Origin of the sequence: Variovorax beijingensis, from assembly GCF_003951285.1 — a bacterium.
Taxonomy (GTDB): Bacteria; Pseudomonadota; Gammaproteobacteria; order Burkholderiales; family Burkholderiaceae_C; genus Variovorax; species Variovorax beijingensis.
Window position 1 is genome coordinate 35,485 of sequence record NZ_RXFQ01000018.1, and the last position, 26,788, is coordinate 62,272.

Sequence of the window (26,788 nt, forward strand, 5' to 3'; positions counted from 1 at the left end):
ACGGAGAAATCGAATGAACAGCAGCAGCCTGATCGAACTGGAAGTCGCGGACGGCATCGCCACCTTGTGGCTGAACCGCCCCGAAAAGCGCAACGCGATGAGCGACGACATGCGCACTGAATTCATCGCCGCGCTGGAGCATGTGGCCAACGACAAGGCGATCCGCGCATTGGTGCTCACCGGGCGCGGCAAGGGTTTCTGCGCCGGCGGCGATGTCGCCGGCATGGAACGGCGGATGCAGGCGCCCGCGGGCGAGGTCGGCTTCAACGGCTGGAGCCGCCAGCAGCGCGTGCACCACACCCAATCGCTGCTGCACACCATGCCCAAGCCGACGATCGCTGCCGTCAATGGCGCCGCCTCGGGCCTGGGGGCCGACACGGCGCTGGCCTGCGACTTCATCATCGCTTCGGATGCCGCGAGCTTCACCTGGTCCTACATCCATCGCGGCATCGTTCCCGATGGCGGCGGCATGTACTTCCTGCCGCGCCGGGTCGGACTCTCCAGGGCCAAGGAGCTGATCTTCAGCGGCCGCAAGGTCGAGCTCGAAGAGGCCCTGCGCCTGGGCATTGCCGATCGCCGGTCGGATGCCGGGAGCCTGGTTGCCGATGCGCAACGCTGGGCGGCCGAGATGAGCCAGGGTTCGGCCACCGCATTGGCCCTTGGCAAGACGATCCTCAACCAGAGCTTCGAGCTGTCCGCGCACCAGGTGTTCGCGCAGGGCAGCCAGGCGCAGGGCATCTGCTACACCAGCACCGAGCATCGCGAGTCGGTGATGGCCTTCCTGGCCAAGGGCAGCACGAAGAACGGGACGACGAAATGACCGAAATGAACGCCATCGCCAGGCTGCTCAAGCCGCGCAGCGTCGCGGTGATCGGCGCTTCGGCCGATGCGGCCAAGACGGCCGGCCGGCCCGTGGCCTACCTGCGCAAGCACGGATTCACGGGCGAGATCTACCCGGTCAATCCGCGTGTCGATGCCATCGGCGGACTGGCCTGCTATCCGGACATCGCCTCGATTCCCGGCACGCCCGATGTGGGCATCGTGCTGCTGGGCGCCGAGCGTGCGCACCAGGCCGTGCGCGAACTCGCGGCCAAGGGGACCGCTGCGGCGATCGTGCTCGCCAGCGGCTACACGGAGACCGGAGAGGAAGGCGCGCGCCGCCAGCAGCAGCTCGTCGAGGCGGCCGGCCGCATGCGGATCCTCGGCCCCAACACGATCGGGCTTGTCAACCTGAGCGACAACATCGTGCTCTCCGCCAGCGGGGCACTCGAGATGGAGCACTTTCCGGTCGGCGGGATCGGCGTGGTCTCGCAGAGCGGGGGCATCCTCGGTGCGCTGCTGTCGCGCGCCGCGGCGCGCGGCATCGGCCTGTCGAAGCTGATCTCGACCAGCAACGAAGTGGACCTGGACCTGGCGGATTTTGTCGATCATCTGGCTGACGACGCGGACACCAAGGTCATCGCGCTCTACGTGGAGAGCGTGCGCAATCCCGGGAAGTTTCGCGCTGCCGCGCTGAAGGCGGCGCGCGCGGGCAAGCCGGTCGTCGCGTTCAAGATCGGCCGCTCGGAAGCCGGCGCGAAGGCGGCCGTGTCGCACACCGGTGCATTGGCGGGCGCCGACCGCATGTACGACGCGCTGTTCAGGCAGGTCGGCGTGATTCGCGCCCAGACCTTTGGCGACCTGCTCGACATTCCGGTCGCACTGGCCACGGGCCGCAGGCTGCGCGGCAAGCGCGTGGCCATCCTGACCTCGACGGGCGGCGCCGGCACGCTGGTGTCGGACGACCTGGGCATGCAGGGATTCGAGACGCCGGCGCCGGATGCTGCGACGGCCGAAGCTTTGCGCGCGCTGCAGACCGGCGATCACGCGGTGCTCGACCGCAATCCCATCGACGTGACCCTGGCGGGCCTGCAGCCCGACCTGCTGCGCGGCGCCATCGACATCCTGCTCGGGAGCCCCAGCTACGACGCGCTGGCGATCATCGTCGGCTCGTCCAGCCTGGCCATGCCGGAGCTGATGGCAGGCGCCATCCAGGACTGCCTGCCCCGCTCGGACAAGCCGGTGATCGCCTACGTGAGCCCGCACGCGCCCGAAGTCGCGGCCTTGCTCACGCAGCGCGGCGTGCCCGCCTTTGCCGCGGCCGAGAGCTGCACCAGCGCACTGGGCGCCATGCTCAATGCCGGCCGCTGGCAAGAGCCCAGGCCGTCCAGCGCGCCTGTCGCCGCCGTGCCCATCGACGACCTGCCGACAGGCTCCCTGGACGAAGCCCAGGCCAAGCAGCTGTTCACCCGCTTCGGCGTACCGTGCGCGCGCGAGGTGGTGGTGGCCACGCCGGCCCAGGCCGAGGCCGCGGCGCGCGAACTGGGCGGACGCGTCGTGCTCAAGATCCTGTCGGCCGAGATCACGCACAAGAGCGATGTCGGCGGCGTCGCGGTGAACCTGACGGCCGAGACGGTGGGCGCGCGCCTGCAGGCGATGGCCTCGGAGGTCGAGAGCAAGGCCGGCATGCGGCCCCGGCGCTTCCTGGTGCAGGAAATGGTGGGCGGCGGCACCGAGCTGATCCTGGGCATGCACCGCGACCCGCTGGGAACCGCCATCCTGCTGGGCATGGGCGGCATCACGGCCGAATTGCTCAAGGACACCACGATGCGGCTGCTGCCGCTCCAGGGCGGCCTGGGCCGCGAGGATGCGCTCTCCATGGCGCGCGAGCTCAAGACCTGGCCGCTGCTGGACGGCTTCCGTGGTCGCCCCAAGGCCGACGTCGAGGCGCTGGTCGATGCCATCGTCGCCTTCTCGGACATGGTGGCGCGGCTCGGCGAGCGCCTGCTCGAGGCCGAGATCAATCCGGTTTTCGTGTTGCCGAAGGGGCAGGGCGTGCGTGCCGCTGACGGCGTCGTCGTGCTTGCCTGAATGTTGAAGCTGAATTGATCGGACCTGTCATGCATGCCACTGAAGTGTTTGCCGGCCATGCCACCGAATTCCGCCAGGCCCGGCTGGATGACGAAGTACTGCATCACGCGAAACGCGCCGTGATCGACTGGTACGCCGCGCTGTTCCCGGGCCTGTCGGTGGCGCCGATGCCGCAGCTTCGCGCCCTGCTGGCGGACGATCTGGACCGCGGCCGTGCGCGCCTGCCCGACGGCCGTTGCGCGGCGCCTCGCGCCGCCGCACTGCTCAACGGCACGGCAGCCCATGCAGCCGAGGTGGATGACAGCTTCCGCGAGGCCATGTACCACCCGGGTGCGGCCACCGTGGCGGCGGCGCTGGCGATCGCACAGGACGGCCGCGCGAGCGGCCTGGACTTCCTGCGCGGCGTGGTGCTCGGCTACGAGGTCTCGACCCGCATCGGCGTGGTGATGGGGCGGCCGCACTACCGCCACTGGCACAACACGGGCACGGTGGGCACCTTCGGGGCCGCCAGCGCCGCTGCGGGACTGCTGGGACTGCAAGGGGAGTCCTTCGCCCATGCGCTGGCCACGGCCGCGACCTTCGCTGCCGGCCTGCAACAGGCCTTCCGCATGGACTCGATGTCCAAGCCGCTGCATGCGGGCCGCGCCGCGGAGAGCGGCGTGCTCGCCGCCCAGCTGGCGGCGCGGGGCGTGACGGGCTCGCTGGACGTGCTCGACGGCGAAGCCGGCTTCGGCCGCGCCATGGGCGACGGGCCGGACTGGTCGAAGGTGGGCGACACGCTGGGGCGCGACTTCCACATCACGCGGCTGACTTTCAAGAACCACGTCGGCTGCGGCCACACCTTTGCCGCCATCGACGGCGCCCTCGAACTGGTGCGCCGGCACGGCCTGCGCGCGTCGGACATCCGCCATGTCCACGTGGCGACCTACGGCCCCGCGCTCGACATCGCCTGCTACGAAGATCCGCGCACCGTGAACGAAGCCCGCTTCAGCCTGCGCTTCGTCGTGGCCACGGCACTGGTGCATGGCAGTGTGCGCTTGACGGCCTACACGCCCGAGCGGCTGGCCGATGCCGACACGCGCGCCATGATGGCCCGCATCACGGCCGTGGTCGATCCGCAGCTCGATGCGGCTTTTCCGGGCCGCCGCTCGGCCCGCGTGGAGATCGAGACCGCCGACGGCCGTCGCCACGCCTGGCTGCAGCCCGACCGCAAGGGCGATCCCGAGCTGCCGCTGTCGGACGCCGAACTGGAGGACAAGTTCCTGGAACTGGCGTCGCCGGTGATCGGCGCCGGGCGCGCACAGGGGCTGCTGCAGCGCCTGTGGGGCCTGGACCAGGCTGGCGACCTGCAGGGACTGGGCGCCTGAGTCCGTACTTGCGCACGGGCCCCGCCGCGCTTGCACGCATGGGACGAAGGCGCCGGCCTCGCCGCAGAAGCGCTACATTGCATGCGCCATGGACCGCCTCGAAAACATTGAGACCTTCGTACGGGTCGCGCAGACCCAGAGCTTCGCCGAGGCCGCGCGCCAGCTGCGACTGTCGAAATCCGTGGTGACCAGCCGCGTGAAGCAGCTGGAAGACCACGTCGGCGCGCCGCTGTTCCACCGCAGCACGCGCGTGGTGCGGCTCAGCGATGTCGGGCAGGCCTTCCTGCGCGACTGCGTCGAGCTGGTCGGCCGCGCCAACGACATCCTGGACCAGATGCGCGATGCCAAGGACGGGCCCACCGGCACCTTGCGCGTGCATGCGCTCACCGGCTTCGTGCTCGGCCATTTCGCCACGCTGCTGCGGGCCTTCCAGTCGAGCTTTCCCGACATCCACCTCGAACTCATCGTGAGCGATGCGGTGGTCGATCCGGTGAAGGCGGGGGTGGACTGCGCGCTGCAGATCTTTCCGGCGGCGTCGACCGAGCTGGTCTCGCGGCCGCTGTTTCCGGTGCGCCGGGTGTTCTGCGCCACGCCCGACTACCTGCGCGCGCACGGCAGGCCCGCGAGCCCGCGCGAGCTGCACAAGCACACGCTGGGCCTGTACTCGGGCTACCCGACGCGCGACCGCTGGACCTTCCACCACGGCGGCGAGCAGGTGACGATGTACATGAGCGCCGCGCTGCTCACGAACAGCGTCCACCTGCTGCGCGAATACGCCATGGAGCATGCCGGCATCGTCTGCCTGCCGACGCTGGTGGCCGGCGAGGCGATCCTGCGCGGCGACCTGGAAGTGGTGCTGCCGGCGCACCAGCTCTCGTCGTTCTCGCTGAGCGCGGTGTATGCGGGCACCTCGCGCAATGCGTTCAAGCTGCGGCTCTTCATCGAGCACCTGACCCACGCCTTCTCCAGGGTGCCGCCATGGGACGCGGCCATGATCGAACGGGGCCTGCTGCCGCCCGGCCTGATCTGGGACGCCTGAGGCGAGCGCGGCCTGTTCCAGGGGTAAACCCTGCGCATTGAACGGATTTGCCGAACAATGCGGCCCGCGTTTCGGGCCTACCGCCGGTGCCGCGCGTTTCCTACAGTGCGTACATCGCAGCGTCACGCTGCATCGCCCCGCACCAGAGGAGACATCCATGACCGTTGCCTACCAGACCCGCTTCGGGTCGCTCAAGCACTTCGAGAAGGGCCACGTCGAGCCGATCGACGACGACGTGCGCCACTACGCGTTCTCCAACTGCTTCGAGATCGCCAGCATCAGCCGGCCCTACGAGAAGGTCGTGTTCGGCCAGAACCAGATCTACGTGCTGGAGACGCTGCGCGCCGAGGGCACCTCGCCCTGGTACACCAGCGCGCACGACGAATTCGCGCTGGTGATGGACGGCGAGGTCGAGGTGCACCTCGTGCAGCTCGATGCGGCCCAGACGGTGGCCGACACCGAGAAGAACGGCGCCGTGCTCGTGCAGGGCGAGCCCAAGGGCAGGAAGATGGGCTGGATGAAGCTCTCGCGCGGCCACCAGGGCCTGCTGCCGAAGAACGCGGCCTACCAGTTCCGCGTCGCCGGCGACCCGGGCGTGATCGTGCTGCAGACCTGCAAGGGCGACCTCTCCGTGGAGAAGTGGGCCGACATCTGCCAGACGCACTGAACAAGCCATCCAGGAGCCACACCATGAACGCACCCGCAGAACTCGCCAAGGTCATCGCGTCGCAGCCCGGCGCCACGCTCGGCTACAAGGATTTTTCGCTCGGCAGCTTCGGCTTCCGCCGGGACGAGTACTTCGCCCACATCACCTGGAAGACGCGCGACGGACGCCCCATGAGCCACACCATGGACGCCGGCAGCTACCTGCGTGCGCTGATGCGCGACGTGGCCTGGGGCTTCTTCTACGGCTGGGTCAACTTCGACGACGTGTTCGGCACCATCAACCACTACGACTCGGTCGACCTGTACGCCGGCAGCTTCAACGGCACGATGAAGGACGCGGGCATCGACCTGCTCGAGAACTTCCCCACGGCGCAGATCCGCGCCACCTTCGAGGCCATGCTCGACGACTGGACCAACGAGAGCTTCGACCCCTTCGCCGCGCCGCAGGAAACCGGCTCGCCCTATGGTCGCAAGAGCGGCAACAACACCGCCAAGATCACGCGGGCACGCGAGCTGGCCAAGCGCTGCGTGGGCCTGAAGGGCGACCTCGATTTGCGCAGCGACGCGCGCGGCGCACCGGTCAACCGCGCCTTCGCCGACGTGCCCCAGGCGCAGCCCGAGCTGCACCCCGAGCCCGGCTTCGAGAACGAGGTGCACGCCTTCAACCTCTTCGGCTTCCTGAGCCGCTCGCAGGTGACGTGGAACCCGAGCTTCACCTCGGTGGTCAAGCACAGCTACATGTGTCCGACGACCGAGGAGCACATCCTGCCGATCATCCACGGCAACGACCGCGTCGAGTGGTTCTTCCAGATGACCGACGAGATCCACTGGGACTGCGGCGACAAGAACACCGGCCGTCCCATGGCCCGCGTGATCATGAAGGCCGGCGACATGGCCGCCATGCCCGCGTACTGCCGCCACCAGGGCTTCAGCCCGAAGCGCTCGATGCTGCTGGTGTGGGAGAACGGCTCGCCGAGCCTGGTCTACGAGATCCAGAAGGGCGAGAGCCCCGAGATTCCGGTCGAGTTCTGAACTGACTTCTCCCTCCCCTTCCGGGGAGGGCCGGGGTGGGGACTCTCCGAGCCCGCGCCCTCTTCGAAGATGCCCCCACCCCAACCCTCCCCGAAAGGGGAGGGAGAGGAATGCCCATGCCTTTTTCTTCCATCCGCCACCAGCTCTTCATCGACGGCCGCTTCGTCGACGCCGAATCCGGCGAGACCCTGGCCACGCTCAACCCGCACGACAACACGCCCATCGCCCATGTCGCGCTGGCCGGCAAGGCCGATGTCGACAAGGCCGTGGCCGCCGCCAAGCGTGCGTTCCCGGCGTGGCGCCGCATGGCCGCCGCCGACCGCGGCCGCATCCTGCTGAAGCTCGCCGACCTGATCGAGGCCAACGGCGAAGAGCTCGCGCGGCTCGAGTCGCTCGACACCGGCCACCCGATCCGCGATTCGCGCCGCCTCGACGTGCCTCGCACCGCCGCGTGCTTTCGCTACTTCGGCGGCATGGCCGACAAGTTCCAGGGCGAGACGATTCCGGTGGAAGAGGGCTTCCTCAACTACACGCTGCGCGAGCCGGTCGGCATCGTCGGGCAGGTGGTGCCGTGGAACTTCCCGCTCATGTTCACGAGCTGGAAGATGGCGCCCGCGCTCGCGGCCGGCAACTGCATCGTGATGAAGCCGGCCGAGATCACGCCGCTCAGCTCGCTGCGCATCGCCGAGCTGATGGCCGAGGCCGGCTTGCCGCCGGGCGTGGTCAACATGCTGCCGGGCCTGGGCAGCGTGGCGGGCCAGTACATCGCCGAGCACCCCGAGATCGCCAAGATCGCCTTCACCGGCAGCACCGCCACCGGCCGGCGCATCGTGCAGGCGAGCGCCGGCAACCTCAAGAAGGTGCAGCTCGAGCTGGGCGGCAAGGGCCCCAACATCGTGTTCGAGGATGCGAACCTGCAGGCCGCCGTGAACGGCAGCGCCTGGGCCATCTTCCACAACCAGGGGCAGGCCTGCATCGCGGGCTCGCGGCTGATGCTGCACGAGAAGATCGCCGACGCTTTCCTCGAACAGTTCATTCCGCTCGCCAGATCGATCCGCCTGGGCAATCCGCTCGACGAGCAGACCGAGATGGGCCCGCTCACCAGCGCCCAGCACCGCGACCGCGTGCTGAGCTACGTCGAGGTCGCGCAGGCGCAGGGCGGCGAAGTGCTGGCGGGCGGCGGCTCGCCCGGCGGCGACCTGGCGCAGGGCTGTTATGTGCAGCCGACCGTGGTGCACGCCCGGTCGTACCAGGACCGCGTGGCGCAGGAGGAGGTGTTCGGCCCCTTCGTCACCGTGCTCACCTTCAAGAGCGACGAGGAGGCGATGCAGATCGCCAACGGCACCGACTACGGCCTGGGCAGCGGCCTGTGGACCCGCGACCTGCAGCGCGCCCACAAGGTGGCGCGCGACCTGCACGCCGGCATGGTCTGGATCAACAGCTACAAGCGCGTGAACCCCGGCTCGCCCTTCGGCGGCGTGGGCCAGAGCGGCTACGGCCGCGAGATGGGCTTCGACGCGATGCGCGAATACACGCAGGTCAAGAGCGTGTGGGTCAACGTCGACGCGCAGATCCCGCCGCACTTCGTGCGCTGACTTCTTTCCTTTCAACCCACCGGATGCACACGATGTCCTTTCCGATCCTTTCCCGGGCGCTGGCCGCCTGCATGCTGCTGCTGCTCGGCGCCGCGGCCCAGGCCCAGGCGTCGGCCTGGCCCGCCAAGCCCGTGCGGCTGGTCGTGGGCTTCCCGCCGGGCGGCATCGTCGACACCGTCGCGCGCCAGCTGCAGCCGCGCCTGCAGGCCGCGCTCGGCCAGACCGTGATCGTCGACAACCGCAGCGGCGCCGGCGGCACGCTGGCGGCGGCCGAGGTGGCGCGCGCGGCACCCGACGGCCACACGCTGCTGATGGTGTTCGACAACTACGCCACCTATCCGCTGGTCTATCCGAAGCTGAGCTTCGACATCGCGAAGGACCTGCAGCCCGTGACCCAGGTCGCGAGCAACCCGCTGGTGCTGGTGGTCAACCCGAAGGTGCAGGCCAAGGATTTCCAGCGCTTCGTCGGCCTGCTCAAGGCGCAGCCGGGCGGCCTCAACTACGCCAGCGTCGGCCCCGGGTCGAGCAACCATCTCACGGCCGAATACTTCAAGGCCGTGAGCGGCACCTTCGTCACGCACATTCCCTACCGCGGCGGCGGCCCGGCCCAGCAGGACCTGCTGGGCGGACAGGTCGAGATGATGTTCCTTTCGGCCGTGCTGGCCCAGCCGCACGTCAACGCCGGCCGGCTGCGCGCCCTGGCGCAGACCGGCGCCCAGCGCGCGCCCGCCTATGCCGAGGTGCCGACCGTGGCCGAGAGCGGCTATCCGGGCTTCGAGGTGAACTCCTGGGTCGGCCTGCTCGCCCCGGCCGGCACGCCGCGCGCCGTGGTCGACCGGCTGCAGGCCGAGGTGCGCAAGGCGGTGACCGAGCCGGCCTTCCAGCAGCGGCTGCGCGAACAGGGCCTGACGGGCATCGCCAACACGCCCGAGCAGTTCGCCGCCGTGCTGCGCACCGAGCAGGACAAGTGGGCCCGCCTGGTGCGCGAGCGCCGCCTGAGCCTGGAATAGACGGACGGCAGGAGCGCGCCATGCACGACTTCACCCACACCACCCATCCGCAGCGCGTGGTGTTCGGCGCCGGTTCGCTGCGCCACCTGGCGCGCGAGATCGATGCACTGGGCGCGAAGAGGGCGCTGGTGCTCTGCACGCCCGAGCAGCGGCCGCAGGCCGAGCGCGTGGCGGCCTCGCTCGGCACGCAGGCGGCCGGCCTGTTCGACCGCGCCGTGATGCATGTGCCCGTCGAGACCGCGCGCGAGGCGCGCGAGCTGGCGCGCCGGCTCGGCGCCGACTGCGCCGTGGCGCTCGGCGGCGGCTCCACCACCGGGCTGGGCAAGGCCATCGCGCTGGAGTCCGGGCTGCCGATCGTCGCGATTCCCACCACCTACGCGGGCAGCGAGATGACGCCGATCTACGGCCTCACCGAGAACGGCCTGAAGAAGACCGGCAAGGACCCGCGGGTGCTGCCGCGCACCGTGATCTACGACCCCGAGCTGTCGCGCACGCTGCCCGTGGGCCTGAGCGTGACCAGCGGCATCAACGCCATCGCGCACGCGGCCGAAGGCCTCTACGCGCAGGACGGCAATCCGGTGATGGACCTGATGGCCGAGGAGGGCATCGCCGCGCTGGCGCGCGCGCTGCCGGCGATCCGCGTGCAGCCCGACGACCTGGCCGCGCGCTCGGACGCGCTCTACGGCGCCTGGCTCTGCGGCAGCGTGCTCGGCGCGGTGGGCATGGCCCTGCACCACAAGCTGTGCCACACGCTGGGCGGCAGCTTCAACCTGCCGCATGCCGAAGTGCACACGGTGGTGCTGCCGCACGCGCTCGCATTCAACGCGCAGGCCGCGCCGCGCGCCATGGCGCGCATCGCGCGCGCACTCGGCGGTGTGTCGGCGCCGGCGGCGGTCTACGCGCTGGCGCAGGGCAACGGCGCGCCGGTGGCGCTCAAGGACATCGGCATGCGCGCCGCCGACCTCGACCGCGCGGCCGACATCGCCGTCGCCAACCCGTACTGGAACCCGCGGCCCTTCGGCCCGGCCGAACGCGGCGAGATCCGCGCACTGCTGCAGCGCGCCTTCGACGGCGAGCCGCCGGGATAGACGCGGCGCACGCACGGGCAGGCACAGACACAGACGAACAACGAAGGAGACAGCCATGACATTCAACCGCAGACAGTTCACGCAGGCCGCCGCCGCACTTGCCGCCACGGGCGCCACGCCACGGGTGTTCGCCGCCGACACGCTCAAGATCGGCTACGTGTCGCCCCAGACCGGGCCGCTCGCGCCCTTCGGCGAGGCCGACAAGTGGGTGATCGAGCAGATGAAGGCCGCCTTCAAGGACGGCCTTGCCGTCGGCGGCAGGAAATACGCCGTGCAGATCGTGCTCAAGGACAGCCAGTCGAACCCCAACCGCGCGGGCGAGGTCGCCAACGACCTGATCCTGAAGGACAAGGTCGCGCTCGTGCTCACCGCCGGCACGCCCGAGACCGCCAACCCGGTGAGCGACGCCTGCGAACTCAACGAAGTGCCGTGCATCTCCAGCGTGGTGCCGTGGCAGCCCTGGTTCTTCGGCCGCAAGGGCGATCCCGCGAAGGGCTTCGACTGGACCTACCACCTGTTCTGGGGGCTGGAGGACGTCATCGCCAACTTCACCAGCGGCTGGAAGACCGTGGCCACCAACAGGAAGGTCGGCGGCCTGTTCCCCAACGACGGCGACGGCAACGCCTGGGGTGACAGGGAGCTGGGCTTTCCGAAGCCGCTCGCGCAGATGGGCTTCACGCTCACCGACCCCGGCCGCTTCCAGAACGGCACGCAGGACTTCAGCGCGCAGATCGCCGCCTTCAAGCGCGACAACGTCGAGATCGTCACCGGCGTGGTGATCCCGCCCGATGCCAAGACCTTCCTCACACAGGCGCGGCAGCAGGGCTTCCGGCCCAAGGTGATCACGCTGGGCAAGGCGCTGCTGTTCCCCGGCGCGATCGAGGCGCTGGGCGACCTGGGCGACGGCCTGTCGACCGAGGTGTGGTGGAGTCCGTCGCATCCGTTCACGTCGAGCCTCACCCGGCAAAGCGCGAAGGCGCTGGCCGAGGCCTACGAGGCCGGCGCGAAGAAGCAGTGGACGCAGCCCATCGGTTTCGCGCATGCGCTGTTCGAGGTGGCGGCCAATGCCCTGTCGCGGTCGAAGTCGCTGAAGGCGACCGACGTGCGCGATGCGGTCGCATCGACCTCCATCGATTCCGTGGTCGGTCCGGTGAAGTGGGGCGGGCAGGGCCCGTTCAGGAACGTCAGCAAGACGCCGCTGGTGCTTGGCCAGTGGGGCAAGGGCAAGAAGTACAGGTACGAGCTCGGCATCGTGAACAACGAAGCGGCCAAGGGCATTCCCGCCGGCGGCGCGTTGCGGCTGCTCTGAAGAACGCCATGGCATTGCTGGCATTGCATGCGGTGAGCAAGTCGTACGGTGCGCTGCGGGTCACCGACGGCATCTCGCTCGAAGTGGCCGAGGGCGAGACGCTGGGCATTCTCGGCCCCAACGGCGCGGGCAAGACCACGCTGTTCAACCTGATCTCGGGCGACGCGCGCGTCGATGCGGGGCGCGTGGAATACGCGGGGCGCGATGTGACGCGGCTCAAGCCGCACCAGCGCTGCCATGCAGGCATCGGGCGCAGCTACCAGGTGCCGCAGCCCTTCGGCAACATGAGCGTGTTCGAGAACCTCGTGACCGCGGCCTGCTTCGGCGGGCAGCAGACCGAGCGCGAGGCGTGGCGCACGGCGCAGGAGGTGCTGGCGCAGACGGGGCTGATGCCGCATGCGAACAAGCCGGCGGGCGGGCTCACGCTGCTCGACCGCAAGCGGCTGGAGCTCGCGCGTGCACTCGCGACGAAGCCGCGCCTGCTGCTGCTCGACGAGATCGCGGGCGGGCTCACCGAGCCCGAGGCCGCGGTGCTGGTGGCGGAACTCAAGCGCATCAAGGCGCGCGGCGTGACCATGATCTGGATCGAGCACGTGGTGCATGCGCTGCTGTCGCTGGCGGACCGGCTGTTCGTCATCAACTTCGGGCAGAAGCTGGCGGAAGGGGCGCCCCTCGCGGTGATGAACGATGCCGAGGTGCGTCGGGTGTACATGGGGATGGAAGCATGAACGCCCTGCTCGAAACCCGCGCATTGAAGGCCTTCTACGGCGACGCCCAGGCCCTGTTCGGCATCGACTTCTCGCTGGCCGCCGGCGAGCTCGTCGCCATCATCGGCGCCAACGGCGCGGGCAAATCCACCTTCCTCAAGAGCCTCGCCGGCCTGGTGCGTGCGCCGCGCGACGCGATTCGATTCAAGGGCGAACCTGTCGGCGGGCTTCCTCCCGGCGAGATCGTGCGGCGTGGCCTTGCCATGGTTCCGGAGGGCCGCCGCCTCTTTCCGAGCCTGAGCGTCGAGGAGAACCTGCTCATGGGCGCCACCGCGGCCCGCAAGGGTCCGTGGAGCCTGCAGCGCCTGTACGCCCTGTTTCCCATCCTCGCCGAGAAGCGCCATGCGCCCGGCACCTCGCTGTCCGGCGGCCAGCAGCAGATGGTCGCGCTCGGCCGCGCGCTCATGAGCAACCCCGAGGTGCTGCTGTGCGACGAACTCTCGCTCGGCCTCGCGCCCATTGTCATTCGCGAGATCTATGCGGCCATGCCCACCATCACGGGCGAGGGCATGACCGTCGTCATCGTCGAGCAGGACGTGACGATGGCGCGGCAGGTCTCGCAGCGCATCTACTGCTTCCAGGAAGGCCGCGTGTCGCTCGAAGGAAAGTCGGGCGAACTCACGCGCGAGCAGATCTCGCAGGCCTACTTCGGCATCGAGGCCGCCCATGCTTGAGACCGTCATCCAGGGCGTGCTGCTCGGCGGCCTCTACACGCTGTTCGCGCTCGGCCAGTCGCTGATGTTCGGCGTCATGCGGCTCACCAACACGGCGCAGGGCGACTTCATCATCCTCGGCGCCTTCGCCGTCATCGCGGGTGTGTCGGTGGCGGGCGATGCCACGCCGGGGCTCGTTGCCATGGTCGCGCTCGCGGTGCTGCCCGTGGCCTTCGTGTTCGGCTATGCGCTGCAGCGCTACGTGCTCAACGGCACGCTCGGCAAGGACCCGCTGCCCTCGCTCGTCGTCACCTTCGGCTTGTCGATCGTCATCCAGAACCTGCTGCTCGAACTGTTCTCGGCCGACCCGCGCGCCATCGAGACCGGCGGGCTCAGCACGCAGGGCGTGGCGCTGGGCGACACGCTCTCGCTCGGCGTGCTGCCGCTGATCGTGCTGGCCGTCGCGCTCGTTGCGACCGCCGCGCTGCAATGGCTCTTCGCGCGCACGGCGCTGGGCCGCTCCTTCCGCGCAGTGTCCGACGACCGCGAGATCGCAGAACTCATGGGCCTGGACGCGAAGAAGGTCTACGCATTCGCGACCGCCATCGCCTTCGTGCTGATCGCCATTGCCGGTGCGCTGCAGGGCATGCGCACCACGGTGTCGCCGTCGGACGGTCCGCTGCTGCTGCTGTTCGCCTTCGAGGCCGTGATCATCGGCGGCATGGGCTCGTTCTGGGGCACGCTGTCCGGCGCGATGATCCTGGGCATCACGCAGCAGATCGGCTTCCGGCTCGATCCGGGCTGGGGCATCTGGTTCGGCCACATCGTGTTCCTGATCGTGCTGGTGCTGCGGCCGCAAGGCCTTTTTCCGAAGACACGTGGATGAAGCGGATGACGAACATGCCCCCACCACTCATCGCCGTCGAGCGCGCCACCGCCGCGAGCCGTGTCGCGCTCGCTTTCGGCATCGCGCTCGTGCTGATCGCCGCCAGCCTGCCCTTCTGGGGCGAGCCGAGCTGGATGCGAGAGTTCGTCGAGATCGCCTGCTACTTCATCTTCGCGATGATGTGGAACCTGCTCGCGGGCTATGGCGGCATGGTGAGCATCGGGCAGCAGGCCTTCTTCGGCTTCGGCGGCTACGTGATGCTGATGCTCGGCAACTTCGCGGACATCAACCCCTTCGTGGCGGTGCCGCTGGGCGCGCTGGCGGCCGGGCTCATCGCCGTGCCCGTGTCCTTCGTCGCGTTCCGTCTGTCGGGCGGCTACTTCGCCATCGGCACCTGGGTGATCGCCGAGGTGTTCCGCCTGAGCTTCGCCAACGTGTCGGCAGTGGGCGGCGGCTCGGGCACCACGCTCACGGCGCTGCGCGGCATCGAGCGCGCCACGCGCGAAAGAACCACCTACTGGATGGCGCTGGCCTGCGTGGCCGCGGCCATTGCGCTGGTCTACCTGTTCCTGCGCAGCAAGCGCGGGCTCGCGCTGCTGGCGATCCGCGACAACGAGGTGGCCGCGGAGTCGCAGGGCATTCCGGTGGCGCGCATGAAGCTTGCGGTGTACGTGGTCGCGGCCTTCGGTGCGGGGCTCGCGGGCGCGCTGTACTTCGTCGGCAACCTGCGCATCAGCCCCGACGCGGCCTTCAGCGTCAACTGGACGGCGTTCGCCATCTTCATGGTGGTGATCGGCGGCATCGGCCGCATCGAGGGGCCGCTGGTGGGTGCACTCGTCTTCTGGGCCCTGAACAAGTTCTTCAGCGACTATGGCACCTGGTACCTGCTCGGGCTCGGGCTGCTGGCCATCGGTGTCACGCTCTTCTTCAAGCAGGGGCTGTGGGGCTGGGCGCAGCAGCGCTGGGCCTGGTCCCTGTTCCCGACGCAGCGGCGGCTGCTGGCTGCGCCGCAATCGACTCAGGAGCTGCAGGCGTAGTTGGCAGCCAGCTTCGAAGCCTCCGCATCGTTGGCCGGGCCGGTGTAGCGCGGATATTGCGGGTACTGGCACAGCGGCCGGCTCAGCAGCACCGCGCCTTGCGCATCGCGCTTCTGCGCGAGCAGCGTGGCAGGTGCCTCGCTCCTGGTCACCCACTGGTCCAGGGCCGTCAGCAGATCCGATGAATCGGCGCCCGGTCCTCCGGCGCAGTGGTTCACGCCCGGCGCGACATAAAAGCGCGTCGATGCGTCCGCGGTTGCGGCGCCGATGGCGCTTCGCATGTTTCCGTGGTACTCGACGGTCGATCTCGCGCTGAGCGCGGAATCATTCCCGCCGTGCCACAGGATCAGCTTGCCGCCGCTGTGGATGAACGGGCGGATGTCGGCGTTGGTCGCGTCATTGAGCGCGGCCATGGCATAGAGGGCATTCTGGTTCTGGTCCCAGGGCGTGTAGGCCAGCGAGTCCGCGGTCCTGTCGCGGGCCAGGTAGTTCTTGACCGTCGTGTCCTGGAACAGGAACTGCAGCGCCGTGGAGACATTGCCGTCGCCCGTGACCCAGGTCCTCCAGGCGCCGGGATCGTCCTCGTTGCCTGTCAGGTTCCAGCCCGCGTTGCGGAAGGTGGGGCTGCCCGTGAAGGCGGCCTGCGTGGTCCAGGACGCGACCACGTCGAGCTGCGCGTCCGACAGGCACGTGTCGCCGGTGTCGGTTCCCCCGGCGCAGCGAAGGACGGCCACGTCGGCGAGCGCCGGCGTGCAGGCGGCCTGGTTCGACACCACGCCGTCGACAAGCCCGTCGAGCCCATCGCAGGCGTCCCGCACATGCTTGCTCAGGAGGGCCGTCTTCGCGGCGCTGAAGGCACCGCCGGGCGCGGCCAGTGCCCTGGAGTTCCGGTTGAACGCGCCCATGAAACCGACCCAGTTGTAGGCAGGGGCGCGCGCGATCACGCCATCGAAGAGGTTCGGCGAGCGCTGCACCGCCATCAAGGCTTCGCGGCCGCCGTTCGAGCAGCCTTCGAAGTACGACTTGGCCGGCAGGGCCCCATAGGCCGCCGCCAGGGTCTCGGTCGCCGTCGACATCACGGTGGGCACCGAGAGGCTGCCGAACAGCTGGGCGGCAAAAGTGTCGGTCAACGCGAAGTCCGCGCTCAGGACATTGCCCTGGTGTCCCGAGTCGCTTGCGACCACGGCGTAGCCCTGGTCCAGTGCCGGCACCGAAGGCGGCGAGATCGCGCCGTTGTAGCCGCCGCCGCCCTGGTAGTAGAGCTTTCCGTTCCATGCCTCCGGCAGGGAGACCTGGAAGTTGAGCGCCGGCGCGATCGTGCCGGTGACCTTGCAGTGGGCGGGCACGCTGGCGGCCGCGTCCTGCATGGCGGCCGTGAGCGCAGCGCCCGCCACGGTTTTTCCGTTCAGCTCGCCGCAGGCCTTTTGGGCCGTCACGGCCGGTGCGGGTGGCGGGGTTTCGGGCTGCGCGGCAGGCGGGACCGGAAGCAGCACAGGGACCGCGCCGTGGTGATCGGAGCCGCCGCCGCAAGCCGCCAGCATCGCTGCGCCGGCAGCAGCCACGGCAACGGCGTGGAGCTTGGTGCGGGCCCGTGAATCCTTGGAGGAGGAGAAGAAGTGCATGTCTCGATTCCTTTGTCGGTTGTCAGCCTCTGCACCGCAACGACATGGAGCGATGCCTGCACGATTCTGAAAGGCGAGACCTCGGGCAACTGTTCCGGGACGGACATTCGGGTCACTGATTTCTAAGGAGAAACCCTTCGGTTTCCTTCGATGCACGGCAGGCGGGTCAGGGATACCTGGCAAGTGCCTGCCGATCCATCACCGTGATGTAGCCGTAGCCCCGCCGGATGAGGCCGGCGGTTTCCAGTTCGGTCAGCGCGGCGTTGACGCGCTGGCGCGAGATGCCGACGAGCGAACCGATCTCTTCCTGGTTGATCCGCAGCGTGGAGTCGGTGTTCGGATAGAGCACCGGATGGAAGAGGCTGGAGATCCCCCGCGCCACGCGCGCCGTCGGTTCGAGCAGCCGGTCGAACTTCACCATGGCGATGAACTGCCCGAGGCGCTCGTTCAGATGGGAGAGCATGAAGTGGTTGAACGGAATGCTTCGATCGAGCAGCCAGGAGAACGTGGCCCTCGGCAGATGCACCGTGACGGTGGGCCGCGTCGCCATGACCTCGTACCTGCGCTGCTCGGGCTTGAGCAGCGATCCCTCGCCGATCCATCCGCTGGACGCAACCCCGGTGAACATGATCAGGCGGCCGTCCACCGTGGTGTCCTGCACACGCAGAAAACCTTCCAGCACGCCGATCCAGCTGTCGGCGATCTCGTCGCGCTGGCATACATAGGAGTGCGCTTCATGGCGGCGAACGTACAGGGCTTCGAACGCCTTCGTTCGCTCGGCCTGCGTCAGCGCGCGCGGCCAGATGCAGCGCTCGAAGAAGGCGTTGAGATCCTTGAGGGGCAGCATGCGTCAGCGCCGTAATGGGTTGGAGGCCTCGGCGCGGGCGAAGAACAAACCGGATCGAGCGCGCATGGCGAATTTCCTTGGGCTGGCGAATCCTATGGCACAGGGGCTTGTGGAGTTTGTAGCGCGGACGACATTTGCGTTCCTGCATCGTCGGGACAAACCCTGGGGCGGGCAGGCAAAGGCAGAATGCCGAGATGCAGCCCAGCAAAGCCACGAACATCCAGCTCGACATTGCCTCGGACCTGCAAAAGTGGCGCGCCTTCCTCGCCATTGCCGAACTGGGAAGCCTGACGCGCGCCGCGCTGTTCCTGGACAGCAGCCAGTCGCTGCTGAGCCGCCACCTCAACGCCCTGGAACGCGAATGCAACGCGCGCCTGTTCAATCGCACGGGCCGCGGCGTGCAGCTGTCGGAGGTGGGCCAGCGGCTCTTTCCGCATGTCAAGGCGCTGCTCTCGGATGCCGAGCAGCTCCAGCTGGAGATTCGCGGCGAGGCGCGCGAGCCGGCCGGCCGCGTCACCATCGGCTCGCTGCCTTCGGTCACCAATCCGATCGTCGGCAAGCTGTTCAATCGGCTGCAGGCGCGCCATCCCGGCATCCAGCTCAAGATCCTCGAGGGATCGAGCGGGCAGGTGGAAGAGTGGCTGGCGGACGCGCGGGTGGACATCGCCATCCTCTATCGCTACGGCGCCGCGCTGCCGGAGCAGGAGCAGGCGCTCGCCACGGTGGACAGCTACCTGGTCGGCGCCGCGGGCGACCGCCTGACCGCCAAGCCGGAGCTGCCCTTCAGCGCACTCGACGGGCTCCCGTTCATCCTTCCGAGCGCACCCAACGGACTGCGCAGCGCGCTCGACGCGCTTGCCCGCCAGCAGCACATCGCCCTGTCGCCCGTGCTCGAAGCCGACTCGCTGCCGCTGATGCGTTCGGTCGTGGCGCAGGAGCGGCTCTACACGGTGCTGCCGCTGCACGCGGTCTGGGCTGAGGTGAAGGAGGGACGCCTGCAGGCGGCGAAGATCGTCTCGCCCGGCCTGCAGCGCATCGTCTCGATGATCCTCGCGCGCAGCAAGGGGCCCGGCAAGGCGGTCCAGTCCGTGGCCGCGCAGATCGTGCAGGCGGTGGAAGAAAGCACGCGGCAGGGGCTCTGGCGCCCGGGCGCGGAGAGCGCCTGAAGAACCACCGGCCGTGCGCTGGCGTGCATACCAGCCTTCCTTGCCGGGGCATAGGTCGCACGCGCATCCTGGCCTACCCTCCATGCACAGGCCGCGCCGCAGCCCCGCGTGGAGGGCTGGAGGCGAGCGGCCGAGGAGACCACAGGCCATGCCATTTGATCTGCCCGCATCGTGCCGGCGCCGCACCGCCCTGGGCGCGCTGGCCGGCGCCTTCGCAGTGGGCGCCTGCGCGCCTTTCGCACCGGCGCCCACCGCGCGCCGGCGCGTGCTGCTGAGCGAAGGCGCCGTCCGCATCGATGTCATCGTCGAGGGCCAGGGGCCTGCCCTGGTGCTGCTGCCGTCCTCGCAGCGCGATTCGGAAGATTTCGACGACCTTGCCGAACGCCTGGCCGCCTTCGGCTTCAGGGTGCTGCGTCCGCAGCCACGCGGCATGGGCGCATCGGCCGGGCCGATGAACGATCTCACGTTGCATGTGCTTGCCGGCGACGTCGCGACGACGGTGCGGCAACTCGGCGGCGGCCGCGCCGTGCTGGTCGGCCACGCCTATGGCCACTTCGTGGCGCGGGTCGCGGACCTCGACCATCCGGGCCTCGTGCGCGGCGTGGTTGTCGCGGCCGGCGCGGCGCGTACCTTCCCGCCCGGCGTGCCCCGGTCGCTCGCGGTCGCCAGCGATCCGGCCCAGGCGCGCGACACGCGGCTGCGCGGCCTGCGCGAAGGCTTCTTCGCGCCCGGCAACGACCCCACGCCCTGGCTCGAGGGCTGGCATCCGGCCTTGCGCGAGGTCTACAGCCGCGCCGGCCGCACGCCGGCCAAGGAGGTATGGTGGCCGGTGAGCAACGCGCCGATCCTCGATCTGCAAGGCGCCGAGGACCCGTGGCGCCCGCCGGCCACGCGCAACGAACTCAAGGACGTGCTGGGCGACAAGGTGCAGGTGAAGATCGTGCCGCGCGCCAGCCATGCACTGATCCCCGAACAGCCGGCGGCGGTGGCCCAGGCGATTGCCGACTGGATCGGCACGCTGCCGCCCTGAACCGTACCCCTTCAAGGAAGCACCCATGCCACGCATACCTCTTTTTCCGACCGACACCATGAGCCCCGAGCAGCGCGCGGTCCACGACAGGATCGTCTCCGGCCCGCGCGGCAGGATCCAGGGCCCGCTGCGGGCCGCGCTGCACAACCCGGAGCTGGCCGACAAGTGGCAGGCGCTCGGCGCGCTGCTGCGCTACGGCACAAGCCTGCCGCCGCGGCTGTCGGAGATCGCGATCCTGGTCACCGGACGCGCCTGCAACTCGCCCTTCGAGTGGTATGCGCACCGCGCGGAGGCCGAGAAGGCGGGCATCGAGCAGCCCGTCATCGAAGCCATCCTGGCCGGCAGCGAGCCGCCCGGCCTGTCGGCGGACGATGCCGCCGTCTACCGCTACGCCGTCGAACTCAACCGCCACAACTCGGTCTCGGATGCCACGTACAACATGGCACTGGTGCGCCTTGGCGCGCGCACCGTGGTGGAGCTGACGGCGCTGGTCGGCTACTACACCATGGTCGCGATGACGCTCAACTGCCACGAGATTCCGCTGCCCGAAGGCGTGGTGCCGGCCTTTGCCCTGCCGCAGCACGCGGCGCTTGCCGAATGAACGCCGCGCCGCACGCACCGGCCGGATGGGACTGCCACGCCCACCTGTTCGGCCCCTACCACCGCTTTCCGCTGGCGCCCGAGCGCAGCTACACCCCGCCCGAGGCCGTGGCGCCGCAGTACCTGGCGCTGCTGGCCCGCCTCGGCCTGGGCCACGGCGTGCTGGTGCATCCGAGCGCCTATGGCGAAGACCACTCGCTGCTGCTGCATGCGCTGGCGGCCCACGCCAACCTGCGTGGCGTGGTCGTCGTGCAGCCGGGCAGCCGATTGGCGCTGAGCGGCCTGCACGGCAAGGGCGTGCGCGGCGCGCGCTTCAGCCACCGCAGCGGCGCCGGCAGCAACTTTGCGGGCAGCGCTTCCTTCGACGACCTGCGCGCGCTGGCCCCGGCCCTGGCCGATGCCGGCCTGCACGCCGAGCTGTGGACCGACGTCCAGGCCCTGCCCGGCATCGCCGCCGAACTGAAGGCGCTGCCGGTGCCGGTCGTGATCGACCACATGGGCGGCTTCGACGTGGCAGCCGGCGTCGACGCGCCCGGCTTTCGCGTGCTGCTCGAACTGCTGGCCTCGGGCCGCACATGGGTCAAGCTGTGCGCCTACCGCAATCTGCTGGATGCGCCCGACTGGCAGGCCGGCCGTGCGTTCCAGCAGAAGATGATCGAGGCCAACCCCGAGCGCCTCGTGTGGGGCAGCGACTGGCCGCATCTGCGCGTGGCGCCGAGCCCGGACACGGCCGCGCTGCTCGCGATGTTCAAGGACTGGGCCGGCAACGACGAAGTCGTCCGGCAGGTGCTGGAGGCCAATCCGGCGGTGCTCTACCGCTGAGGTGCTCAGCCTTCCGCCGGCTCGGTCGCGGCGAAGGAGGGCCGCGCGCGCAGCGTCTCGAACCAGCTCGCAAGCGCCGGCGCCGAGCTGCGCCATCCGAGCGCATCGAAACGGTAGTCGAGATAGCCGAGCGCGCAGCCGAGCGCCAGCTGGCCGATCGAGAACGGCGCCTCGCGCAAGGCAGCCGCTTCATGGTCGAGCATCTGCAGCGAGGCGCGGGTCTTGAGCTCGAACGCATCGAGCAGCGCCTGCAGCGGCACCTCGCGTTCGCGCTCGTTGCGCCACAGGATCAGCGCGTCGAGCAGCCCGTCGCCGAAAGCGTGCCAGCGCAGCGCCTGCCAGCGCGCCTCGCCCTGCGGCGGGAACAGCGATCCGCCGGCCAGCTCGTTCAGGTATTCGCAGATCACGGCCGAATCGAACAGCGCCGAGCCATCCTCGCGCACCAGGGTCGGGATCTTCGACAGCGGGTTGTCCGCCATGAGGGCCGGATTGGGCGTGCGCATCGCAGCGACCGAGCGCACCAGCTCGAGCCGGGACAGCAGGCCGAGCTCGTGGGCGCAGATCATCACCTTGCGCACATAGGGCGACTTGGGCGACCAGTGCAGCTTCATCGCGGCGGCCATCAGATCGCTCCGGCCTCGCGCAGCGCGTGGATGCCGGCCGCGCTGTAGCCCAGTTCGGACAGGATGTCGTCGCTGTGCTGGCCCAGCAGCGGCGGTGCGGCCTGCGTTTGCAGCGCAGCCTCCGCAAAGCGCATCGGGCTCGCCACCTGCGGTGCGTCGACGCCGCTCGGATGAGGCACATGGCGCAGCATCCCGCGCGCCTTGACCTGGGGCTCCTCGAACACATCGGCGACCGTGTTGATCGGACCGCAGGGCACGCCGGCCTTGTCGAGCGCGGCAATCAGCTGCCCGCGCTCCCAGGTTGCAAAAACATCGCGCAGCATCGCGGACAGCTCACCGATGTTGCGGACCCGCTGGGCGTTGGTCGCAAAGCGCTCGTCCGCGGCCCAGTCGCCTCGCCCGAACACTTCGCAGAGCCGGGCGAACTGGGCGTCGTTGCCGACCACGAGGATCACGTCGCCGTCGGCGCAGCCATACACGTCCTGCGGCTGGATGTTCGGATGCGCGTTGCCGTTGCGCTGCGGCACCCGGCCCGACACCAGGTAGTTCATCGCCTGGTTGGAAAGCGTCGCCACCTGCACGTCGAGCATCGCGATGTCGATGGCGTCGCCCACGCCGGTTTCATTGCGGCGCGCGAGGGCGGCAAGCACGGCGACCGCGGTGTACATGCCGGTCATCAGGTCGACGATCGGGATGCCGACCTTCTGCGGCCCGCCGCCGGGGCGGCCGTCCTTCTCGCCGGTGACGCTCATCAGGCCTCCCATTGCCTGGATCAGGAAGTCGTAGGCGGGCTGGTCGCGCCGGGGGCCCGTCTGGCCGAAGCCCGTGACCGAGCAGTAGATGAGGCGCGGGTTGATCCTGCGCAGCGAGGCCTCGTCCAGGCCATGGCGCGCCAGCGTGCCGGCCTTGTAGTTCTCGAGCACGATGTCGGCCCGCATGGCGAGTTCCTTGATGATCTTCTGGCCCTCCGGCTTGTCCAGGCTCACGGTGATCGAGCGCTTGCCGCGGTTGACGGCCAGATAGTAGCCCGCCTCCTTCGTATCCTTGCCTTCGGCATCCTTCAGGAACGGAGGTCCCCAGGTTCGCGTGTCGTCGCCCGTGCCGGGCCGCTCGACCTTGATCACTTCTGCGCCCAGGTCGGCGAGGATCTGGCTGGCCCAGGGTGCGGCGAGGATGCGGCTGAGGTCCAGCACCTTGACGTGCGACAGCGGCCCCTTGGTCGTGCTCATTCGGATTCTCCTTGTGTTGGATGAATTCTGGAATCCGGTCCGGCCGCGGGCTAGAGGCGGGCCCGCAAGGCTGTGATGCGCGGCGGCGCATAACGGCCGGCATCGCATAGCAGCTATGCGCCCGGGCGCGGTGGCACGGCCCGGTGCCATGCCTAAAGTCCGGGCACGACATTCGAAGACACCGGAGACATCGACATGAACGGACTTTTCAAATCCGCAGCCGCGCTCGCCCTTGCGCTGGCCGCCGCCTCGGGGTGGGCGCAGGCCTATCCCGCCAAGCCGATCCGCGTGGTCGTGCCCTTTCCTGCCGGTGGGCCGGTGGACCAGACGGCGCGCGCACTCGGCGCCAGGATGAGCGCGTCCCTGGGCCAGTCCATCGTCATCGACAACAAGGGCGGCGCCGGCGGCCTGCTCGGCGCCGACGCGGTCGCCAAGTCGGCGGCCGATGGCTACACGCTGCTGTTCTCCTCGGCCGGTGCGCTGGCCATCGTGCCGCACATCGCGCCCTCGATGCCCTACAACCCGCAGAAGGACCTGGTCGCGGTGACCCAGGCGCTGAAGGTGCCGGCCGTGCTGGTGGTGGCCGCCGATTCAAGATTCAAGACCTTCGCGGACCTGAAGGCCGGCGCCACCGGCGACGCCAGCAAGGTCAACTACGCCTCGGCCGGCAGCGGCACCACGCCGCACCTGCAGGCCGAGCTGCTCAAGCGCGAGGCCCGCCTGAACATCAACCACATCCCTTACCGCGGCGCGGCGCCGGCACTGACCGACCTGATGGGCGGCCAGGTGGACATGATGATGGTCGACATTCCCGTGGCCCTGCCGTTCATCCAGTCGGGCAAGCTCCGCGCGCTGGCGGTGACCAGCGCCGCGCGCATTCCGGTCCTGAAGGACGTGCCGACGGTCGGCGAACTCGGCATGCCGAAGGTGGAGGCCTACAACTGGTACGGCATGCTCGCCCCGGCGCGCACGCCGGCCGAAGTCATCGACAAGATGTACGGTGCCGTGGGCGCCGCGCTGCGCTCGCCCGACCTGAAGCAGCAGTTCGAGCAGCAGGGCGTGCAGGTCGTCGGCAGCAAGCCCGCGGAGTTCGGGCGGTTCATCTCCGCGGAGTCGGAACGCTGGGGCTCGCTGGCCAAGGCGGTGGGCGCCAAGCTCGATTGAACCTGGGCGCTGCGCCTCGGCGGCTTCAGGCGCGCGCCGGTGCGGCGCGCTTGGCCAGTTCCAGCTTGGCGATGGCGTTGCGGTGCACTTCGTCGGGCCCGTCGACGATGCGCACCGTGCGCTGGTGCGCATAGGCCTCGGCCAGCCAGAAGTCCTGGCTGACGCCGGCGGCGCCGTGCGCCTGGATCGCCCAGTCGACCACCTTGCACGACATGTTGGGCGCCACCACCTTGATCATCGCGATCTCGGCACGCGCTTCCTTGTTGCCCACGGTGTCCATCTTGTAGGCCGCATTGAGCGTGAGCAGGCGGGCCTGGTCGATGAGGCAGCGCGACTCGGCGATGCGCTCGTGCCAGATCGACTGCTCCGCGAGCGGGCGGCCGAAGGCCACGCGGCTGCGGAGGCGATCGCACATCAGCTCGAGCGCACGCTCGGCGGCGCCGATGGAGCGCATGCAATGGTGGATGCGCCCCGGGCCGAGCCGCCCTTGCGCAATCTCGAAGCCGCGCCCTTCGCCCAGCAGGATGTTCGATGCGGGAACGCGCACGTCCTCCAGCAGAACTTCCATGTGGCCGTGCGGTGCATCGTCGTAGCCGAACACCGAAAGGTGGCGCAGCACCGTGATGCCCTTGGTGTCGCGCGGCACCAGCACCATCGACTGCTGCGCATGGCGCGGCGCATCGGGGTCGGTCTTGCCCATCACGATGAAGATCTTGCAGCGCGGGCTGCCCGCGCCCGAAGAGAACCACTTGCGGCCGTTGATCACGTACTCGTCGCCCTCGCGGCGGATGGTGCACTGGATGTTGGTCGCGTCCGACGAGGCGACGGCCGGCTCGGTCATCAGGAAGCCCGAGCGGATCTCGCCCGCGAGCAGCGGCGCCAGCCATTCGTCCTTCTGCGCCTCGGTGCCGTAGCGTTCGATGGTCTCCATGTTGCCGGTGTCGGGCGCCGAGCAGTTGAACACCTCGCCCGACCACGACACGCGGCCCATTACCTCGCACAGCGGCGCGTAGTCGAGGTTGGAGATGGCCGGCACGTCGCGGTGCGGATGGGGCAGGAACATGTTCCAGAGGCCGGCCGCGCGTGCCACGGGCTTCAGCTCCTCAATCAGCGGCGACACCTGCCAGGCATTGCCCTGGCGGCGGAAGGCGTCCATCTCGTGGTGGTAGCGCGCTTCGTTGGGATAGATGTGCTGGTCGAAGAACTTGTTGAGGCGTTCGAGCAGATCGCGGGTCTTCGCGGAGGGTTCGGCAAACATGGGGGCGTCCTTTCTTGGTGGCGAGCAACCCGGCCAGACCGCTCGCGTGCGGAAGATTTGAACATCGCGGGACGCCCGAGACCGTCCCGCAAGCGACGCGCCAGGCGGGCTTCGCAATCTTCCGTTCTTCGCAGCTCAGCGCCCCGTGAAAACGGGCGCGCGCTTCTCGGCAAAGGCCCGCTGGGCTTCCTTCGCATCGTCGGTCTTTGCGATCTGCGCCGTCATGTCCTGCTCGTAGCGATAGCCGTCGCGCAGGCTCATGTCCTCGATCACGTTGAGCGTGTGCTTGCCCATGCGGGTGGACACGGGACTCTTGGATGCGATGGCGGCGGCGATCTCGCGGGCCGCGGGCATCAGGTCTTCGGGTGCGGTGCAGGCCTCCACGATCCCGAGTCGGTACAGCTCGGCGCCCGGCACGCGCATGCCCGTGAGCATCATGCGGCGCAGGCGCGAATGGCCGAACAGGCGCATGGCATGGCGGCAGCCGCCGAGCAGGCCGACGTCGACCTCGGGCAGCCCGAGCGAAGCCTTTTCCGAGGCAATGAGAATGTCGCTCGAAGCCGCCATGGCAAGGCCGGAGCCGAGCGCGGCACCGTTGATGGCGCAGACCACGGGCTTGGCGCATTCGCGGATCGCGTGGAAGCATTCGCGCGTGCGGCGCGAATGGGCCATCAGGTCGCCCGGTCCCTTGATGACTTCGGCGCGTCCCTTCAGGTCGGCGCCGGCGCAGAACACCCTGCCTTCGCCGGTCAGGATCACCGCGCGCACGTCGTCCATCTCGGAGATCTGGTCGAGCGCCCGGGTCAGTTCGTCGTTGAGCACGCGCGTCAGCGCATTGACCGGCGGCGCATTCAGCGTCAGCGTTGCGACGTGATCGGCGATGGCCACCTCGAGCTGCAAGAAGTTGTCCACGATGTCTCCTGATGCCATGATTTGAAATGCCGCGGACCAGTCTACGAGCCGCGGTCCCTGGCGGCGACCGCCCTCGGCGTACATCAGCTATTCCGCGCGGGACATAGCGCGGCCCGTTGCTATCATCGGAAGACGCAGCCCCGAACGACCGGGCCG

At 69.2% G+C, this 26,788-nt stretch carries 25 protein-coding genes; 19 read left to right on the plus strand and 6 right to left on the minus strand.

The window, feature by feature from the left end:
* The first annotated feature begins 13 nt into the window (after positions 1 to 13).
* From EJO66_RS25350 to EJO66_RS25415, 14 genes are all read left to right on the plus strand, one after another.
* Positions 14 to 820 carry an enoyl-CoA hydratase/isomerase family protein gene (locus tag EJO66_RS25350; RefSeq protein ID WP_125966452.1) on the plus strand — a complete coding sequence of 269 codons (807 nt, stop codon included), beginning with the start codon at positions 14 to 16 and terminating at the stop codon, positions 818 to 820.
* The gene (locus EJO66_RS25355) at positions 817 to 2,910 is read left to right on the plus strand and encodes an acetate--CoA ligase family protein (RefSeq protein ID WP_125966453.1); all 2,094 of its coding nucleotides are present in this window, start codon (positions 817 to 819) and stop codon (positions 2,908 to 2,910) included. Before EJO66_RS25350 ends, EJO66_RS25355 begins: the two co-directional genes overlap by 4 nt.
* 29 nt (positions 2,911 to 2,939) lie before the next feature.
* Positions 2,940 to 4,277 carry an MmgE/PrpD family protein gene (locus EJO66_RS25360; protein WP_125966454.1) on the plus strand — a complete coding sequence of 446 codons (1,338 nt, stop codon included), beginning with the start codon at positions 2,940 to 2,942 and terminating at the stop codon, positions 4,275 to 4,277.
* A gap of 88 nt (positions 4,278 to 4,365) precedes the next feature.
* Positions 4,366 to 5,316, plus strand: coding sequence for a LysR family transcriptional regulator (locus EJO66_RS25365; RefSeq protein WP_124960630.1), 951 nt, complete (start codon positions 4,366 to 4,368; stop codon positions 5,314 to 5,316).
* Positions 5,317 to 5,473: 157 nt separating this feature from the next.
* Positions 5,474 to 5,983: a cupin domain-containing protein gene (locus EJO66_RS25370; RefSeq protein ID WP_125966455.1), complete on the plus strand. Its 510-nt coding sequence runs from the start codon at positions 5,474 to 5,476 to the stop codon at positions 5,981 to 5,983.
* Between the two features lie 23 nt (positions 5,984 to 6,006).
* Entirely contained in the window at positions 6,007 to 7,014 is a 1,008-nt protein-coding gene (locus tag EJO66_RS25375) for a hydroxyquinol 1,2-dioxygenase (RefSeq protein ID WP_125966456.1), read from the plus strand.
* Positions 7,015 to 7,145: 131 nt separating this feature from the next.
* The gene (locus EJO66_RS25380; protein ID WP_124960672.1) at positions 7,146 to 8,609 is read left to right on the plus strand and encodes an aldehyde dehydrogenase family protein; all 1,464 of its coding nucleotides are present in this window, start codon (positions 7,146 to 7,148) and stop codon (positions 8,607 to 8,609) included.
* 32 nt (positions 8,610 to 8,641) lie between these two features.
* Positions 8,642 to 9,619: a tripartite tricarboxylate transporter substrate binding protein gene (locus EJO66_RS25385; protein WP_240648767.1), complete on the plus strand. Its 978-nt coding sequence runs from the start codon at positions 8,642 to 8,644 to the stop codon at positions 9,617 to 9,619.
* Between the two features lie 20 nt (positions 9,620 to 9,639).
* A complete protein-coding gene (locus tag EJO66_RS25390) occupies positions 9,640 to 10,707 on the plus strand; it encodes a maleylacetate reductase (protein ID WP_125966458.1) in 1,068 nt (355 codons plus the stop codon).
* Positions 10,708 to 10,762: 55 nt separating this feature from the next.
* The gene (locus tag EJO66_RS25395; RefSeq protein WP_125966459.1) at positions 10,763 to 12,016 is read left to right on the plus strand and encodes an ABC transporter substrate-binding protein; all 1,254 of its coding nucleotides are present in this window, start codon (positions 10,763 to 10,765) and stop codon (positions 12,014 to 12,016) included.
* Positions 12,017 to 12,024: 8 nt separating this feature from the next.
* The gene (locus EJO66_RS25400) at positions 12,025 to 12,744 is read left to right on the plus strand and encodes an ABC transporter ATP-binding protein (RefSeq protein ID WP_124960636.1); all 720 of its coding nucleotides are present in this window, start codon (positions 12,025 to 12,027) and stop codon (positions 12,742 to 12,744) included.
* Positions 12,741 to 13,457, plus strand: coding sequence for an ABC transporter ATP-binding protein (locus EJO66_RS25405; RefSeq protein ID WP_124960637.1), 717 nt, complete (start codon positions 12,741 to 12,743; stop codon positions 13,455 to 13,457). The genes EJO66_RS25400 and EJO66_RS25405 overlap by 4 nt, the downstream gene beginning before the upstream one ends.
* On the plus strand, positions 13,450 to 14,322 hold the full coding sequence (locus EJO66_RS25410; protein ID WP_124960638.1) for a branched-chain amino acid ABC transporter permease: 873 nt from the start codon (positions 13,450 to 13,452) through the stop codon (positions 14,320 to 14,322). The genes EJO66_RS25405 and EJO66_RS25410 overlap by 8 nt, the downstream gene beginning before the upstream one ends.
* 14 nt (positions 14,323 to 14,336) lie before the next feature.
* Entirely contained in the window at positions 14,337 to 15,359 is a 1,023-nt protein-coding gene (locus tag EJO66_RS25415) for a branched-chain amino acid ABC transporter permease (protein WP_240648770.1), read from the plus strand.
* Here the strand turns inward: EJO66_RS25415 and EJO66_RS25420 are convergent.
* Positions 15,341 to 16,981: a tannase/feruloyl esterase family alpha/beta hydrolase gene (locus EJO66_RS25420; RefSeq protein ID WP_125966461.1), complete on the minus strand. Its 1,641-nt coding sequence runs from the start codon at positions 16,979 to 16,981 to the stop codon at positions 15,341 to 15,343. The two genes, EJO66_RS25415 and EJO66_RS25420, sit on opposite strands and share 19 nt — an antisense overlap.
* 166 nt (positions 16,982 to 17,147) lie before the next feature.
* Positions 17,148 to 17,828: a Crp/Fnr family transcriptional regulator gene (locus EJO66_RS25425; RefSeq protein ID WP_124960641.1), complete on the minus strand. Its 681-nt coding sequence runs from the start codon at positions 17,826 to 17,828 to the stop codon at positions 17,148 to 17,150.
* 194 nt (positions 17,829 to 18,022) lie between these two features.
* Here EJO66_RS25425 and EJO66_RS25430 point away from each other — a divergent pair, with 194 nt between their 5' ends.
* From EJO66_RS25430 to EJO66_RS25445, 4 genes are all read left to right on the plus strand, one after another.
* On the plus strand, positions 18,023 to 18,994 hold the full coding sequence (locus EJO66_RS25430) for a LysR family transcriptional regulator (RefSeq protein WP_124960642.1): 972 nt from the start codon (positions 18,023 to 18,025) through the stop codon (positions 18,992 to 18,994).
* A 148-nt stretch (positions 18,995 to 19,142) separates the two neighbouring features.
* Positions 19,143 to 20,024, plus strand: coding sequence for an alpha/beta fold hydrolase (locus EJO66_RS25435; RefSeq protein WP_125966462.1), 882 nt, complete (start codon positions 19,143 to 19,145; stop codon positions 20,022 to 20,024).
* A gap of 25 nt (positions 20,025 to 20,049) precedes the next feature.
* A complete protein-coding gene (locus tag EJO66_RS25440) occupies positions 20,050 to 20,625 on the plus strand; it encodes a carboxymuconolactone decarboxylase family protein (RefSeq protein WP_124960644.1) in 576 nt (191 codons plus the stop codon).
* The gene (locus EJO66_RS25445; protein WP_125966463.1) at positions 20,622 to 21,446 is read left to right on the plus strand and encodes an amidohydrolase family protein; all 825 of its coding nucleotides are present in this window, start codon (positions 20,622 to 20,624) and stop codon (positions 21,444 to 21,446) included. The genes EJO66_RS25440 and EJO66_RS25445 overlap by 4 nt, the downstream gene beginning before the upstream one ends.
* A 5-nt stretch (positions 21,447 to 21,451) precedes the next feature.
* Here the strand turns inward: EJO66_RS25445 and EJO66_RS25450 are convergent, their stop codons facing one another.
* The gene (locus EJO66_RS25450; RefSeq protein ID WP_125966464.1) at positions 21,452 to 22,069 is read right to left on the minus strand and encodes a glutathione S-transferase family protein; all 618 of its coding nucleotides are present in this window, start codon (positions 22,067 to 22,069) and stop codon (positions 21,452 to 21,454) included.
* Positions 22,069 to 23,298, minus strand: a complete 1,230-nt coding sequence (locus tag EJO66_RS25455) for a CaiB/BaiF CoA transferase family protein (RefSeq protein ID WP_125966465.1) — start codon at positions 23,296 to 23,298, stop codon at positions 22,069 to 22,071. The genes EJO66_RS25450 and EJO66_RS25455 overlap by 1 nt, the downstream gene beginning before the upstream one ends.
* A 195-nt stretch (positions 23,299 to 23,493) precedes the next feature.
* Here EJO66_RS25455 and EJO66_RS25460 point away from each other — a divergent pair, with 195 nt between their 5' ends.
* Positions 23,494 to 24,462: a Bug family tripartite tricarboxylate transporter substrate binding protein gene (locus EJO66_RS25460; protein ID WP_124960648.1), complete on the plus strand. Its 969-nt coding sequence runs from the start codon at positions 23,494 to 23,496 to the stop codon at positions 24,460 to 24,462.
* A 25-nt stretch (positions 24,463 to 24,487) separates the two neighbouring features.
* Here the strand turns inward: EJO66_RS25460 and EJO66_RS25465 are convergent, their stop codons facing one another.
* Both EJO66_RS25465 and EJO66_RS25470 read right to left on the minus strand, forming a co-directional pair.
* A complete protein-coding gene (locus EJO66_RS25465) occupies positions 24,488 to 25,720 on the minus strand; it encodes an acyl-CoA dehydrogenase family protein (RefSeq protein ID WP_124960649.1) in 1,233 nt (410 codons plus the stop codon).
* 135 nt (positions 25,721 to 25,855) lie between these two features.
* Positions 25,856 to 26,632 (minus strand): enoyl-CoA hydratase/isomerase family protein, encoded by a 777-nt coding sequence (locus EJO66_RS25470; protein ID WP_125966466.1) that lies wholly within the window; start codon positions 26,630 to 26,632, stop codon positions 25,856 to 25,858.
* Between the last annotated feature and the right edge of the window lie 156 nt (positions 26,633 to 26,788).